10 protein-coding genes and 1 pseudogene are annotated in these 13,245 nt (G+C 62.3%); 5 read left to right on the top strand and 6 right to left on the bottom strand.

Going from position 1 to position 13,245, the window contains the following annotated elements; all coding sequences use genetic code 11:
• Window positions 1-7 precede the first annotated feature (7 nt).
• From AA098_RS19355 to AA098_RS19345, 3 genes and pseudogenes are all read right to left on the bottom strand, one after another.
• On the bottom strand, window positions 8-634 hold the full coding sequence (locus AA098_RS19355) for a GAD-like domain-containing protein (protein ID WP_003254259.1): 627 nt from the start codon (window positions 632-634) through the stop codon (window positions 8-10).
• 22 nt (window positions 635-656) lie between these two features.
• Window positions 657-1,274 (bottom strand): GAD-like domain-containing protein, encoded by a 618-nt coding sequence (locus tag AA098_RS19350; RefSeq protein ID WP_003254258.1) that lies wholly within the window; start codon window positions 1,272-1,274, stop codon window positions 657-659.
• A gap of 18 nt (window positions 1,275-1,292) precedes the next feature.
• Window positions 1,293-2,640: pseudogene (locus AA098_RS19345) on the bottom strand (DUF6861 domain-containing protein).
• 258 nt (window positions 2,641-2,898) lie between these two features.
• On the opposite strand from AA098_RS19345, the gene AA098_RS19340 reads away from it, so the two are divergent.
• The 3 genes from AA098_RS19340 (at window position 2,899) to AA098_RS19330 (ending at window position 6,814) form a co-directional block, all read left to right on the top strand.
• Complete coding sequence (locus AA098_RS19340) at window positions 2,899-3,582, top strand: response regulator transcription factor (RefSeq protein ID WP_004576176.1); 684 nt, start codon at window positions 2,899-2,901, stop codon at window positions 3,580-3,582.
• Window positions 3,579-4,901 carry an ATP-binding protein gene (locus tag AA098_RS19335; RefSeq protein ID WP_003254253.1) on the top strand — a complete coding sequence of 441 codons (1,323 nt, stop codon included), beginning with the start codon at window positions 3,579-3,581 and terminating at the stop codon, window positions 4,899-4,901. The genes AA098_RS19340 and AA098_RS19335 overlap by 4 nt, the downstream gene beginning before the upstream one ends.
• A 521-nt stretch (window positions 4,902-5,422) precedes the next feature.
• Window positions 5,423-6,814 carry an aspartate aminotransferase family protein gene (locus AA098_RS19330; protein ID WP_054889238.1) on the top strand — a complete coding sequence of 464 codons (1,392 nt, stop codon included), beginning with the start codon at window positions 5,423-5,425 and terminating at the stop codon, window positions 6,812-6,814.
• Window positions 6,815-6,888: 74 nt separating this feature from the next.
• Here the strand turns inward: AA098_RS19330 and AA098_RS19325 are convergent, their stop codons facing one another.
• The 3 genes from AA098_RS19325 to AA098_RS19315 all read right to left on the bottom strand — a co-directional run bounded on the left by AA098_RS19325 (window position 6,889) and on the right by AA098_RS19315 (window position 10,727).
• On the bottom strand, window positions 6,889-8,010 hold the full coding sequence (locus AA098_RS19325) for a cupin-like domain-containing protein (protein WP_003254249.1): 1,122 nt from the start codon (window positions 8,008-8,010) through the stop codon (window positions 6,889-6,891).
• A 64-nt stretch (window positions 8,011-8,074) separates the two neighbouring features.
• Window positions 8,075-9,364, bottom strand: a complete 1,290-nt coding sequence (locus tag AA098_RS19320; RefSeq protein ID WP_003254246.1) for an aminotransferase class V-fold PLP-dependent enzyme — start codon at window positions 9,362-9,364, stop codon at window positions 8,075-8,077.
• 16 nt (window positions 9,365-9,380) lie between these two features.
• The gene (locus tag AA098_RS19315) at window positions 9,381-10,727 is read right to left on the bottom strand and encodes a dipeptidase (protein WP_004573661.1); all 1,347 of its coding nucleotides are present in this window, start codon (window positions 10,725-10,727) and stop codon (window positions 9,381-9,383) included.
• Window positions 10,728-10,909: 182 nt separating this feature from the next.
• On the opposite strand from AA098_RS19315, the gene AA098_RS19310 reads away from it, so the two are divergent.
• Together AA098_RS19310 and AA098_RS19305 are read left to right on the top strand one after the other, a co-directional pair.
• Entirely contained in the window at window positions 10,910-12,535 is a 1,626-nt protein-coding gene (locus AA098_RS19310) for a twin-arginine translocation signal domain-containing protein (protein WP_003254243.1), read from the top strand.
• Window positions 12,536-12,656: 121 nt separating this feature from the next.
• Window positions 12,657-13,133 (top strand): sigma-70 family RNA polymerase sigma factor, encoded by a 477-nt coding sequence (locus AA098_RS19305; RefSeq protein WP_064614924.1) that lies wholly within the window; start codon window positions 12,657-12,659, stop codon window positions 13,131-13,133.
• Window positions 13,134-13,245 lie beyond the last annotated feature (112 nt).

Below are 13,245 nucleotides of genomic sequence, written 5' to 3'. Positions count from 1 at the left end.
TCAAAGGCTATTCATCTTCTTCGCCAGTGAGTTCATAGGGTTCGAGTTCGCTCAGTTGGGAAAGCAGCACCAGATGCTCCACTGCCTTCAGCTTTTCAAGACGCTCAAGGCTGTCTGGGCCTCCCAGCATCAAGGCGGGGACAAAGCCATACATTTCGTCTGAGCCCAGGGTGCCGAGCCGTTCCCTGGCAGGTTCGAACAGGTCGTCGAAGTAGACGCACTCGGTCATCAGCCACATGAGCAAACCGTGGATCTTGTTGTCCCGTTCTTCGTCGCCTGAGCTGTGAGCGCCATCGAGGTAACGGGAATGGTAGGCCGCGATGGTCAGCACCGAACCGGTTTTCTCACCCCATAGGTACAGGTCGCCAAAAGCGCTGCGGGCGATGAGGTGATAAGTGTCGCATGCTTCGAAGTGCGTACCTGCCAACCAAGAGGCCACTACACCCTGGTATTCCTGAGGATTTACAAGCCAGAACAAGCCGCCGCCGTAGCCGCACCAGCCGTGGTCTTGCCAGTATTCAAGGAGGCGATTGGGGAGTTTGCCTTGGTAATGATCGACAGCGGCAGGTGGTACGGGTTGCTGGCCGATGGGTTCGCCGAAGGTTTCCAGGAAAATGCTGAAGATGACATCCATTCGTTTAGGTCCTTTTGTGTGCTCAGAAGTCAGAGAAGCTGTAGGGTTCGAGTTCGGTGATTTGAGACAGCAAAATTAAATGCTCTATTGCTTTAAGTTTTTCCAGGTTTTTGAGGTCGGGGCGCCCTCCCAGCATCAATGCAGGAACAAATGCATATATCTCATCTTCTTTCAAGATGCCCAGCTTTTTCTTCGCGGGCTCAAAAAGGCTTTCAAAGTCGTTGTGTTCTTTTTTTCTTGATAGAAAGAAGCTTTGGACCTCTCTGGTTGCTTCCGTTTCAGTGAGTGTGCAGTTTTCACCTGTGTAACGGGACAGAAGACTTGTGATTTTTACTGAAAAGCCACTGTTCTCTCCCCAAAGATACAGGTCGCCGAAAGCGCTTCTGGCAATCAAGTGGTAAGTGTCCCGGTTTTCAAGGAGGGTGCCCTCGGTCCAGGATGAGACAACGCCCTCATACTCCTGTGGATTAACCAGCCAGAATATACCTTCGCCAAAACCACACCATCCATGCTCTTTCCAGTATGCAAGTAACAACTCTGGAAGTTTTCCGTTATAGCGATCAATGCTGGAGGGGGGCACCTCTCGACGCGAAAAAGGCGCGCCTATATTGTCAAGGAATATGGAGAATACCTCATCCATTTGCGATGCCTCTTATCGTTAGCACTTATGAAGTCTTACATTCATGTAAGTCGAGTGGGTGCCGAATTTCGGCGATTTTTCCGCAGCCTCTTTTATGCTGGCTAGTCTGTTTCGCCATTGAGCACCAATGCTGGAGTTGACTTGCCTGTCGCCAAAGTCTGAGATCATGTCTCTGCCACCCGCGCTTAAGTCGGGATTGTGTAGCGCGGCCAAGGTGGCCATCGTCTCTTTCGCCTTTATGGTCGACAGTCTAGTTGCTTCTGCTGGGCTCATTTCGGCGAGCAGCTCCTTGTTGATTCTTTTTTCCAACCGGTCTTGTAGATCCCTGCGTGCAGCGCGTGCGACCGCAGGGTCACGCTTTACAGGATTGGCAACATTCTCCAAAAACTCCTCAACCGTCAGCCGATTCAACCCATCCTGTTGCCCCTTCAACTGCCGTTCAAACTCGCCATGCTTCGATGCTGACAATTTATCCGCCTTGAAACATGCCACCGTATGCAACGGCATGCTACCGGGCTTCCCTGTGGGGGTGCTCCTTGTCATTTCCCGCCTGCCGATTCGGCTGAACTGGCTGCGGATCATCCATCGCCCCTTTGCGCCGCTCCGGCACCTGCAGATCCGGCCGTTTCTTCAACCCCTCTTCATGCTGGAGCATCCATTGCCCCAACCGCGCGCCTTTGCGGCTGGCCGCCATCTCCTGGGCCAGCACTCGGGCATCGCCGCGCCCGCGGGTGAGGTACGACACGATCGCCCCCAACAACAGCACCACGACTTCCACATGGCCTTGAGCAATTTGATGCGTGGCCCGGGATATCGCATAGGGGTCGTCCCGGCAGAACGGGCCGGTGCCTTCATTGCCGCAGGTACCTTCCCAGGCGAAGCGGATGCCATCGACGTAGTACTCGCCGATACGCGGTAAGCCCTCGACGAAGAACTCGGCAATGGAGGCCAGCCCCAGCGCTCCGAGGATCCAGCCGCTGACCTTGAGGCCCATGGCCGCGCCTGCGCCAGCGAACGGAATGGTTCCGGCGCCGCCGGCGAATGCGCCTACCCCCGCGCCAAGCAGGCCACCGGTAATGGTGCCGCCGGCGACGATCATCGCCATCTGCTGCACGACCCTCAGCAGTTCGTCGACGATGCTGTTGATGTCGAGGTCGGCGAAGCGCTGGCGCAGCATCTGCGCCGCCTGCCATTCGGCGTGGTAGAAGGCTGTGCGGACAGCTTCGATCCGGCGCAGGTTGAGGCCCAGTGAGGCGACCTCTTCATTGAGGCTGGTGCGGAACTGGCCACCGCTTGGGTAGCCCACCATGGCGATGACACGTGACTCGATCTCGTGCCACGAGGGCACGAGGTAATCCAGGTACATGAGGTGTCTCCCTGACAACGTGTGCAGGGGGAAATCCCATCATGGATTCGGATCAGAGGTTTCTAGATCAGTTGTAGGAAAAGGCGACTTCGTTTCTGTTGTGTTCGAGAAGCTCGGGAATTGGCGTTGAGGCTGCGAGGGGCAGGGTGGCGACCCGCGCGGAGATCGATCTCCCCCAAGCCCTCCCCAAAAGGTCCATAATCCCCCCTTAATCCGCCCAAGGTGCAATACCAGCCACACCACTCCGGGAGCCCCACCATGCACGTTCTGCTCTGCGAGGACGACGACCTGATCGCCGCCGGCATCTGCGCCGGCCTCACCGCTCAGGGCCTGACCGTGGACCGGGTTGGCAACGCCGCCGCTGCGCGAGCGATGCTGCAGGCCGCGCAGTTCGACGTGATGATCCTCGACCTCGGCCTGCCCGACGAAGATGGCCTCAAGCTGCTGCGCCGCCTGCGCGAAAAAGGCGAGACCCTGCCGGTACTGGTGCTCACCGCCCGCGATGCCGTCACCGATCGTGTCGATGGCCTGCAGGCCGGTGCCGACGATTACCTGCTCAAGCCCTTCGATCTGCGCGAGCTGGCCGCACGCCTGCATACCTTGCTGCGGCGGGTGGCCGGGCGGGCGGTGAACGTGATCGAGCACGGCCCGCTGCGCTATGACCCGAGTAGCTGCGAGGCGACCTTGGCCGGCCAGCATGTCGACCTGTCCCGCCGTGAGCAGGCCCTGCTCCAGGCGCTGCTGCAGAACCCCGGGCGCGTGCTGTCCAGCGAGCAACTGAAGGACTGCGTATATGGTTTCAGCGACGAGGTCGAGAGCAACGCCCTGAATGTGCACATCCACCACCTGCGTCGCAAGCTGGGTAACGGCATTGTCGAGACCGTGCGTGGCCTGGGCTACCGGCTGGGCCCGGCGCAGGCACCGCAAGAGGCCGCATCATGAGCCTTCGGGTACGCCTGAGCCTGATCCTCGGCAGCGCCTTCGTGATCATCTGGGCGCTGGCCGCGGCGTGGATGCTGCGTGACCTGCGCCAGCAGATGATGTTTTCCCTCGACCAGCGCCTGGTGGCGTCGGCGCGTATGGTCGCCGGGTTGATCGACCAGTTGCCGCAGCCGCTGACTGCCAAGGGCGGGGAGGCGCATTTTTCCGCCGACCAGTTCAGCGTACCGGACGGCATGGCCTGCCAGGTCAGCTCGCTGCGTGGCGAGATCCTCGCCAGCAACCACAAGCACGATGGCGCCATGGACGACGAGCGCAGCGGGTTCCGTGACCAGACCATCGACGATGCGCTTTGGCGCACCTTTACCTACAACCACGGCGATGTGCGCATCACCACGGCCGACCGGCACATGGAGCGCGAGGCACTGAACCAGTCGATTCTGCTGGCGGCATCGGCGCCGGTATTGATGGCCCTGCTTGGCAGCCTGGGGCTGTTGTGGATCGGCCTTGGCAAGGGCCTGGAGCCGCTCAACCGCATGCGTGATGCCTTGCGCCGCAGGCGTGCGGACAGTGTCGAGCCGCTGCAGGTGGCGGGCATGCCCAGCGAGTTACAGCCGTTGCTGGAGACCCAGAACCAGCTGTTCCTGCGCATTGCTCAGACCCTCGAGCGTGAGCGGCGCCTGACCGACGATGCCGCGCATGAACTGCGCAGCCCGTTGACCGCGATCAAGACCCACCTGCAGGTGGCGCGCATGACCGACGGTGCAGTGCGCGAGCAGGCGCTGGAACATGCCGAGCAGGGCACCGACCGCATGCACCGCACGCTTGAGCAGTTGCTGATGCTGGCGCGGGTGGAAGGCAGCCTGTCGTTTGAGGATGGCGTGCAGTGCAGCGCCGAGCAGGTGGCGCGGCAGGCGATGCAGGATGCGGGCGGCGGCGACAACCGGCGTATCGTGCTGCGTCTGCCTGAGGAGGCTACGCAAATCTACCTGGGCATGCCGGCACCGTTGGCGGTGGCAGCGCTGCGCAACCTGCTGGACAACGCCTTGCGTCATGGCGGTGATGAAGCTGTAGAGCTGGACGTGCAGATGGCAGACGGCCAAGTGGGCTTCATGGTGCGTGACCATGGGCCAGGGATTGCCGAAGCGGACCTGGAGCACCTGACCGAGCGCTTCTGGCGTAATGGGCAGAGTGGTGGTTGCGGATTGGGGCTGGCGATAGTGCAGGCAATCGTGCAGCGGTGTGCCGGTAGCCTGCGCTTTGACAGCCGTAGTGACGGCTTGCGGGTCTTGTTGCGGGTACCGGCGCGTCCGGTGCATTGATGTTTATTGCCTGTGCTGGCCTCTTCGCGGGTGAACCCGCTCCTACGGGGGGCGGTCTGTGGGGCGGGTTTGTCTGTGCTGGCCTCTTCGCGGGTGAACCCGCTCCTACGGGGGGTGCGGTCTGTGGGGCGGGTTTGTCTGTGCTGGCCTCTTCGCGGGTGAACCCGCTCCTACGGGGGGTGCGGTCTGTGGGGCGGGTTTGTCTGTGCTGGCCTCTTCGCGGGTGAACCCGCTCCTACGGGGGGGGGGCGGTCTGTGGGGCGGGTTTGCCTGTGCTGGCCTCTTCGCGGGTGAACCCGCTCCTACGGGGGGGGCGGTCTGTGGGGGCGGGTTTGTCTGTGCTGGCCTCTTCGCGGGTGAACCCGCTCTTACGGGCGGTGCGGTCCTTGTAGGAGCGGGTTTACCCGCGAAAGGGCCGGCACAGACAAAAATAAAATCCAGTAACAACCGCTAAATCCTCCCCCCCCTCAAGCGTTTCCAAAGCGATAACCGCCCATCCGCTTGCTTGCGAGGATTCACCCATGTCCACCGCTTCCAGCCTTGCCCAGGTTGCACCGGCCAGCTTGCCGCAACCCTTGTACGAATTCACCGATTCGCCTTTGCTACAACGTCAGCAACAGCAGGAATCCAACGCCCGCAGCTACCCGCGGCGCATCCCGCTGGCGCTCAAGCGCGCCCGGGGCATCCATGTCGAAGACGTCGAAGGCCGCCAGTTCATCGACTGCCTGGCCGGCGCTGGCACCTTGGCCCTGGGTCATAATCACCCGGTCGTAGTCGAGGCAATCCAGCGCGTGCTGGCTGACGAACTGCCGCTGCATACACTCGACCTGACCACACCGGTCAAGGACCGTTTCGTCCAGGACCTGTTCGGCATCCTGCCCGAGGCGCTGCGTCGCGAGGCCAAGGTGCAGTTCTGCGGCCCAACCGGTACCGACGCCGTTGAAGCGGCGCTCAAACTGGTGCGTGGTGCAACCGGGCGCAGCACCGTGCTGGCCTTCCACGGCGCCTACCATGGCATGAGCCAGGGCGCGTTGAGTCTGATGGGTAGCCTTGGCCCCAAGCAGCCACTGGGTGCGTTGCTGAGCAGCGGCGTGCAGTTCATGCCGTACCCCTACGACTACCGCTGCCCGTTCGGCCTGGGTGGTGAGGCCGGGGTCAAGGCCAACCTGCATTACCTGGAAAACCTGCTGCTCGATCCGGAAAGCGGCGTGCCGCTGCCCGCCGCCGTGATCCTCGAAGTGGTACAGGGTGAGGGCGGGGTAATTCCGGCCGACATCGAATGGCTCAAGGGCGTGCGGCGCATTACCGAGCAGGCGGGCGTGGCGTTGATCGTCGATGAGATCCAGAGCGGCTTCGCCCGTACCGGGCGCATGTTCGCCTTCGAGCACGCCGGCATCGTGCCCGATGTGGTCACCTTGTCCAAAGCCATCGGTGGCAGCCTGCCGCTGGCGGTAGTCGTCTATCGCGACTGGCTGGACACCTGGAAGCCGGGCGCCCATGCCGGTACCTTCCGTGGCAACCAGATGGCCATGGCGGCGGGTTCGGCGGTGATCCACTACCTGGTCGAGCATCGCCTGGCCGAGCATGCCGAGGCCATGGGGCTGCGCCTGCGTCAGCACTTACAGCAATTACAACGCGACTATCCGCAATTGGGTGATGTGCGTGGGCGTGGCTTGATGCTTGGGGTCGAACTGGTGGAGCCGCAGGGCGAGTGGGATGCCTTGGGGTATCCACAGGCCAACCGAGAGCTGGCGGCCAAGGTGCAGCGCGAGTGCCTCAAGCGCGGGTTGATCCTGGAACTGGGCGGGCGGCATGGCGCGGTGGTGCGCTTCCTGCCGCCGTTGATCATCAGCGCTGAGCAGATCGATGACGTGGCGCAGCGCTTTGCAGAGGCGTTGATCGCGGCAGTCTGAACCATTGTCAGGGCCGCGTTGCGGCCCATCGCCTGCGCCAATGGCCCATCAAGATCAGGTTGCCGTCACGCCGGTTACCAGCCGCGTCCGGAGTCTACCCAGAAGTTCACGGACAGCGACGTGGACACTGACTCTACCTGGTGGAACCAGCCCTCGGGCAGGAACAGCAAGTCGCCGGCCTGCAATACCACACGCAGGAAGGGCACCTTAAGGGCTTCGGGGAAGCGTTCGTAGTCGGGGGCATCGGGGTTGAAATCGCAGCCGTCCAGGCCGCCCTTCGGGCTGGTTGACCAGGTGCCCAGTGCGGCGCGATGGTGCGGTGCTGCCAGAATGAACGATTTCTGCCCCCAGACCTGGGCGAACAGGTTGTCGGTGTCATCCCGGTGCAGGGGTGTAAGGGTGCCTTTGGGACCGATCCAGATGCGCGGTGGAATGAAGCGCTGGCGATCGAAGTAGTCCGGGTAGCGGATCAGAGCCTGCAGCTTTTCCGGCACGATATTGTTGCCCATGTAGGCGGGCGGCTCGCCGGGCTTGGCCGGCTTGTCGAGCGAAGCGATGAAGTCGGCCATGGGGGTGGCGCGGAAGTCGCGGTCGGTAGAGAACGTCTTCTTCACGTAGTCACCATGCCGGGTGATGCCCTGCAGCTCGGCAAAGTGGGCCAGCGAAGCGTCACGGCCCATGGTGAACAGCGGCCAGTCGCCAAGGGCATCGCTCAGCACCACTGGCACGCCCGTTGAAAGGTGTTCATGGTGAAACCGCGACGGCGGCATTTCGGCCCGTGACAGGCGTTGTACCTCATGCAGCGCGGGTTGGGCTGCCGAGACCTCCTCGCTGTAGCGTCCTGGCGTGGGGTAGCGCTGGTTCATCGCGGCCTTGCTGGCGGTCGTGCCCTGCCGCGCGCTGCTGATAACCTGCGGCAGCAGGGTCGCCAGGCCCATGTTGCCGGTTATTTTCAGGCGTCCGCTGGCGAACAGCTCCTCTACGTCGACAGCGCCCGCCATGATGCCGAGGAAGTCATCCTGGGCCACTTCGATCGTGACGTCCGGAGCCTCATGCCGGCCCCCCCCCGTGCATGGGTTGTCGCATACCTCCGACCAGTAGGCGAGCCCCTGGCCGAAGTCGAACTGGAACACGCCTTCGATACCGACGGCATGGGCATTGACGAACAGTTTTTCGAGTATGCGCTGAAAGTCCACGGTAAGCCTCGTCGGTTGTCGTTGTGCAGGTTAGGCATGGGATCGCGATGCCTGGCGCGGCCTGTCAGGCGCGCAAGCGCTGGCGCAGCACGTCGACCAGTCGGTCGATTTCCGCTTCGGTATTCAACAGGCCCGGCGCAGTGCGCACCACTGGCCCGGCATCGCGCGAAACGGCGTCGACGACGATGCGTTGGCTCGTCAGGTACCTGGCCAGTTCGTCGGCGTCCTGGCCTTTGCCGCGGAAGAAGGTGAAACCCGCTGAATAAGTGCTGCTGCGCGGGGTCACGAGTTCGATGGCGGGCAGGCTTTCCAGCTGTTGTTTCAGGTATTCGTTGAGGGCGTGGATACGCGCCTGCACGGCTGCCTTGCCGGTTTGCAGGTGCAATTCGAATGCCTTGCCCAGGGCCCATCGGTGCTCGAAGGCGTGGTAGCCGCCCGGGCTCATGATGGTGGCGAAGTCTTCGTTTTCGGAGAAGGTGGCGATGCTCGGGTGCAACTGCCCCAGCGCCGAGGATGCAGCGCAGATGATGCCTGTCCCGCGGGGGCCGAACATCCACTTGTGGGTCCCGGATATGAAGTAGTCGCAGTTCAGGTCGGCGAAGCGCATGTCCTCGACGCCAAAACCGTGAACCCCGTCGATGACATACAGGATATGGTCGCGTTCGTCCCTGTTCTGATTGACCTCGCGTACGAGCGCACCGATTTCGCCAACCGGCAGTTTCACCCCGCTGCCCGAATGTACCCAGGTCATGCCCAGCACGCGCGTTTGTGGGGAAATGGCGGCCCGCACGGTACCCAGCACCTGGTCGGTGCTCACCTGCCAGGGTTGCTCGAACAGGCGTAGCCTGCGTACCGGGTTGCCATCGCGGGCGCTGCGGTAGTTCATGGTCTGCCGTGCGGCGGAATGCTCGTGCACCGTGGTCAGGATTTCCTGGCCGGGCGCCAGCTTGATGCCGCCATAAATCAAACCCAGGCCCTCGGTAGTGCTGCCCGTCAGGGCAATCTGGCGTGGCGCCACCTCCAGGTAGCGTGCCGCCCATTGGCGTACCTCAGCCTCGTGCTTCCACTCCGACTGGGCATCCCAGTCGACCATCAGCGCCGGGTGACGGTCGAAACGTGCACGCAGGGCCTCGATGGCTTCGCGTACCGGCCTTGGATGAGAGGTGATCAGGAAGTTGGCGAAGTGCGCATAGTTTGGGTCGAGTTCGAACAGGCGGCGAAAATCGGCCCATCGTTGGTTGCCGGCGCTCGGTATCGGCGTGGCGGCCTCGGCAACGGGTAGCAGATGGCTGGCGAGGGGCAGGCCAGCGGCGAGGATGCCGGCCCTTTTGAGAAAATTGCGGCGGTCGTTCATAAAGGTGCCCAATGGCTTAGCGCAGTGAAGTGTCGGTACCGCGGGCGGCGCTCTGTACCTGTGCCCAGACGCGCAGGAAGTTGCCACCCCAAAGCTTGGCGATGTCGGCTTCGGAGTAGCCGCGGGTAATGAGTTCGGCCGTTACGTTGCGTGCTTGGCTGGCGTCGTGCCAGCCGTCGATGCCGCCGCCTTCGTTGAAGTCCGAGCTGATGCCTACGTGGTCTATGCCGAGCTTGCGCACGGTGTAATCGATGGCATCACCGTAGTCCTTCAGGGTCGCTGGCGGCTCCTGTTCGAGGATTGCATAGAGTTCGTTGGCATATTGCCCGACCTTCTGCTCGGGCCAGCCGGCTATGACCGGGTCGCCAGGCATCAGCGCGTAGTTCAGGTCAGCCAGTGGCGGCAGCGCGTAGCGGGCACGCAAGGCATTGAGCTTTTCCTGGGTCTGCGCGCTGAGCGGCTTGAGGTAGCTGGAGAACGCGACCAGTTGCACGACCCCGCCGCTTTCCTTGATCAACTGCATTTCCTTGTCGGACAGGTTGCGGTTGATATCGACCATGGCCCGTGGTGCCGAGTGCGACGCCACCACCGGAGTACGGCTGAGCTGAATGACCTGGTTCAGCGCCTTGCTGGACATCTGCGAGACATCGATGATCACACCCAGGTCATTGAGCCGTTGTACGGCGCGCTTGCCGATGGGGGACAGACCCTCGAGCGCATCGACAGTGTCATTGAAGAACGGTAAGGGGCGAGACGAGTCGGCCCAGCTGTTGTTGCCGACGTAGCTGAAGCCGAACATGCGCACCCCGCGTGCCGCCCAGCGGTCGAGCTGGTCGATATCGTCCCCCAGCGCATACGCGTTGAGCATGCTCAGGAACACCGCGAACTTGCCTTCGCCGTGCAAGCGCCGCATGTCCTGTGGGGTGTAGGCGATGGCGACGCGTTCGGGGAAGTCGCGCACCATTGCGGTGATGGCGTTGTAGCGCACTTCCTGGGTGTGGCGGGCGGCCTCGACGAAACCTGGCGTGGGGCGATGCGGGCTGTTTGCGCCCGTCCAGGATTCGGGCCAGGCAAAGATGGTCAGCGCCGCGCCAGACAACCGCCCTTGGGCAGCCTTGGCCAGGTCGAAGCGGCCCGGTCCGTCCTTGTCGGCTTCGCTGCCTTCGTTGCCGAAGTCCAGCGGCAAGGTGACATGGCTGTCGAACGAGATGATGCGTTCCTGCAAGTCGTTGGCTTGACGAACGACTTCCCGGGAGTAGCCGCCAGGGGCCGCGAAATGGTACCAGGCAGCCAGACCGGCACCCGCGGCGACTGCCGCAGCCAGGCTGATGTACAGGGCTTTTTTCCAGCGTGGTGTCGTCATCTTGGTCTCGGTAGGTTCGCCGTCGAGGGAGGGCACAGAGGCCGTCGCTACCTGGGGTGAACGAGTCGACGCGGAGGAAATTTAGCCGCCCCGGCCGCGGCGTTAAATTTCAGTGCAGGTACAACGTTCTAGCCTTGGACGGGCCGTGCTCCATGGCCGCAATGAAGGCGCAGGTAGTTGCAATGACGATTTCTCGACGCGGGTTCATCGCTGCTGTGGCATTGACGGGCGTAGCGGTACCCGGAGCGCTGTATATACAGCGCCAGCGGGATGCCGAGGCGTTTCCGGAAACGCCTGGCGAGGCTGTTGTCGAGTTGGCCGATACCCGCCTGCAGCAGCTGGGTGACATCCTGCGGGGCATCTGGCGCTGGACTGCACAGGGCAAGGATGCCCAACTGCTGGGTTTGCCCGACGGGGAGCTGGAATTGTTTCTGGATGTCGCCAGCAATGGCCGGGGGCTGCGAGGTTACCTGGACACCGCCGAACGCCTGCGCAGTGAGCAGGAACCCCGTTATCGGGTCATGGGTGACTTGCTGACGGACAAGCCCGGGATGTTGCGCTGGCGGCTGTTTTCAACCGAGCCCGGTGCAGGGCAGGCGCGCTATGAATGCCATGTGGTGCTCGATGAGGTCTGGGGCGCCTATGGCAATGCCGGGCCGGCAACGCTCAATGGTCGTATCTCGGCCCTGGACCGCGCCCTGTCTCTGCCTGTTCTGGACAATGGCTTCCTGGCCTTGAAGCGGCCTTTCCCGGAGGCTCGCGAACGTACGCCGCTGTCGCCACAGCTGCTGGCTTGGCTCATTTCGCCGGAGCATCGGCTGTTCCACCAGCTATGGCACGCATCGCGGGACAAGTGGCACAAGCTGGAAGAGGACAAGCAATCCGCCCTGCGTGGCTTGGGCTGGCAACCCGGGCCGCGTGGACAGGAGCGTGATGCGCGTGGCCGGCACAAGGATCGCAACGGTTCCGGAGAGGACTTCCTGTTCATGCACCGGCACATGCTCGGCAGTGCCAGGGCCCTGCAGGACCTGCCTTCGTGGACGCGGTTCCCGCTGCCTCAGCCGGAGCTTGAGCGTGACCGCATCGGTTTTGCCCGTTACTTCGACAACCACGACGGCAATGCCTTGCCACCGACCTGGCTGGCCCATGACGACCAGGAGTACACCCAGTGGGTACGCGACATCAAAAGCCCGGATACCTTCCACGGCAACTTTCAGGTCTGGGAGTCGCGCTACAGTGATCCGGAATATCTGAGCAAGCTGACCTTGGGGCAGTTCGGCTCAGAACTGGAGCTGGGCCTGCATGACTGGTTGCACATGCGTTGGGCGGCGGTGCCGCGCGACCCGTCCAACGGTATGCCGGTGCCTGCTGCACGTACCCCGGGTGATTTCGCTGAGCGCTGGTTCGAAGCACGCAACGATTTTCTCGGCGACCCGTTCTCGTCACATGTAAACCCGGTGTTCTGGCATTTTCATGGCTGGATCGACGACCGAGTCGACGATTGGTTCCGAGCCCATGAGCGGGTCCACCCGGGTGAGATCCGCCGCTTGCAGGTGAACGGCGTGCCCTGGTTCGCACCCGGGCGTTGGGTGGCGGTGGCTGACCCGTGGCTGGGTCCCGATACCCATGGCTGTTCGACGGTGCCGGGCTTGCGGCCCGGTCGAAGCGTCGAAATGGACCCGGAAACCATGAAGCTGGCGTTGCGCATCATTTATGGCAACGAAGACCTCTTTGCCCGGCTGCAACCACGGGTGCCGCAGCGCCCCTGGTATGCCCGCAATCTCAAGGTTGTACGGGCGTCGGGTTGACGGTAAGCACAGCGCAGGTGTGCGTTGCTGAGAATCATTATATTTTGTAAGATCGCACGCTGATATCACTCAGTTCTGCATCTGCCCCAGCGTGGGTGTGCAGACGACTCCAGGTGTGTTTGTGGAACGTTACTATCGTGAGTTGGTGTGTTTCCTGTCCGCGCGCTTGGGTAACCGTCAGGCGGCAGAGGATGTTGCCCACGATGCCTACCTGCGGGTACTGGAGCGAACGGACAACGGGCAGATCGAGCATCCGCGCGCATTCCTGTACCGTATCGCCCTGAACCTGGTGATCGACCGTCATCGTCGCCATCTGGTGCGTCAGGCCGAACCGCTTGAGATACTCGACAGTGATGAGGGCGGGCATGTGCCGGCGCTGGCGCAGGAACTGCAGCTCAACCAACGCCTGGCCCTCATGCAGCGGGCGCTTGACGAACTGACCGGCCCCTGCCGCGAATGCTTCCTGCTGCGCAAGATCGAAGGCCTTTCACATCTGCAGATCGCCGAGCGGCTGGGCATCTCCCGCAGCCTGGTGGAAAAGCACATCGTCAATGCCATGAAGCACTGCCGGGTGCGCATGCGGCAATGGGAATCCTGATTGCCAGGTTAAAGGCAAATGCAAATTCCGTCAGTCAATCACTTGATTTATGCGGCTTTCCCGACTTCTATCAAAGAAGACCGTTGCCGGGCATGGCCTTGGCATTAGCCGT

The sequence above is a fragment of the Pseudomonas sp. JY-Q genome (assembly GCF_001655295.1).
Lineage (GTDB): Bacteria > Pseudomonadota > Gammaproteobacteria > Pseudomonadales > Pseudomonadaceae > Aquipseudomonas > Aquipseudomonas alloputida.
This window is presented reverse-complemented; position numbering and strand designations above follow the sequence as displayed.

Excerpts from the sequence above, each read along its gene's own strand:
- AA098_RS19355 (WP_003254259.1), bottom strand. The coding sequence starts at position 634 with ATGGATGTCATCTTCAGCATTTTCCTGGAAACCTTCGGCGAACCCATC.
- AA098_RS19350 (WP_003254258.1), bottom strand. The coding sequence starts at position 1,274 with ATGGATGAGGTATTCTCCATATTCCTTGACAATATAGGCGCGCCTTTT.
- AA098_RS19340 (WP_004576176.1), top strand. The coding sequence starts at position 2,899 with ATGCACGTTCTGCTCTGCGAGGACGACGACCTGATCGCCGCCGGCATC.
- AA098_RS19335 (WP_003254253.1), top strand. The coding sequence starts at position 3,579 with ATGAGCCTTCGGGTACGCCTGAGCCTGATCCTCGGCAGCGCCTTCGTG.
- AA098_RS19330 (WP_054889238.1), top strand. The coding sequence starts at position 5,423 with ATGTCCACCGCTTCCAGCCTTGCCCAGGTTGCACCGGCCAGCTTGCCG.
- AA098_RS19320 (WP_003254246.1), bottom strand. The coding sequence starts at position 9,364 with ATGAACGACCGCCGCAATTTTCTCAAAAGGGCCGGCATCCTCGCCGCT.
- AA098_RS19315 (WP_004573661.1), bottom strand. The coding sequence starts at position 10,727 with ATGACGACACCACGCTGGAAAAAAGCCCTGTACATCAGCCTGGCTGCG.
- AA098_RS19310 (WP_003254243.1), top strand. The coding sequence starts at position 10,910 with ATGACGATTTCTCGACGCGGGTTCATCGCTGCTGTGGCATTGACGGGC.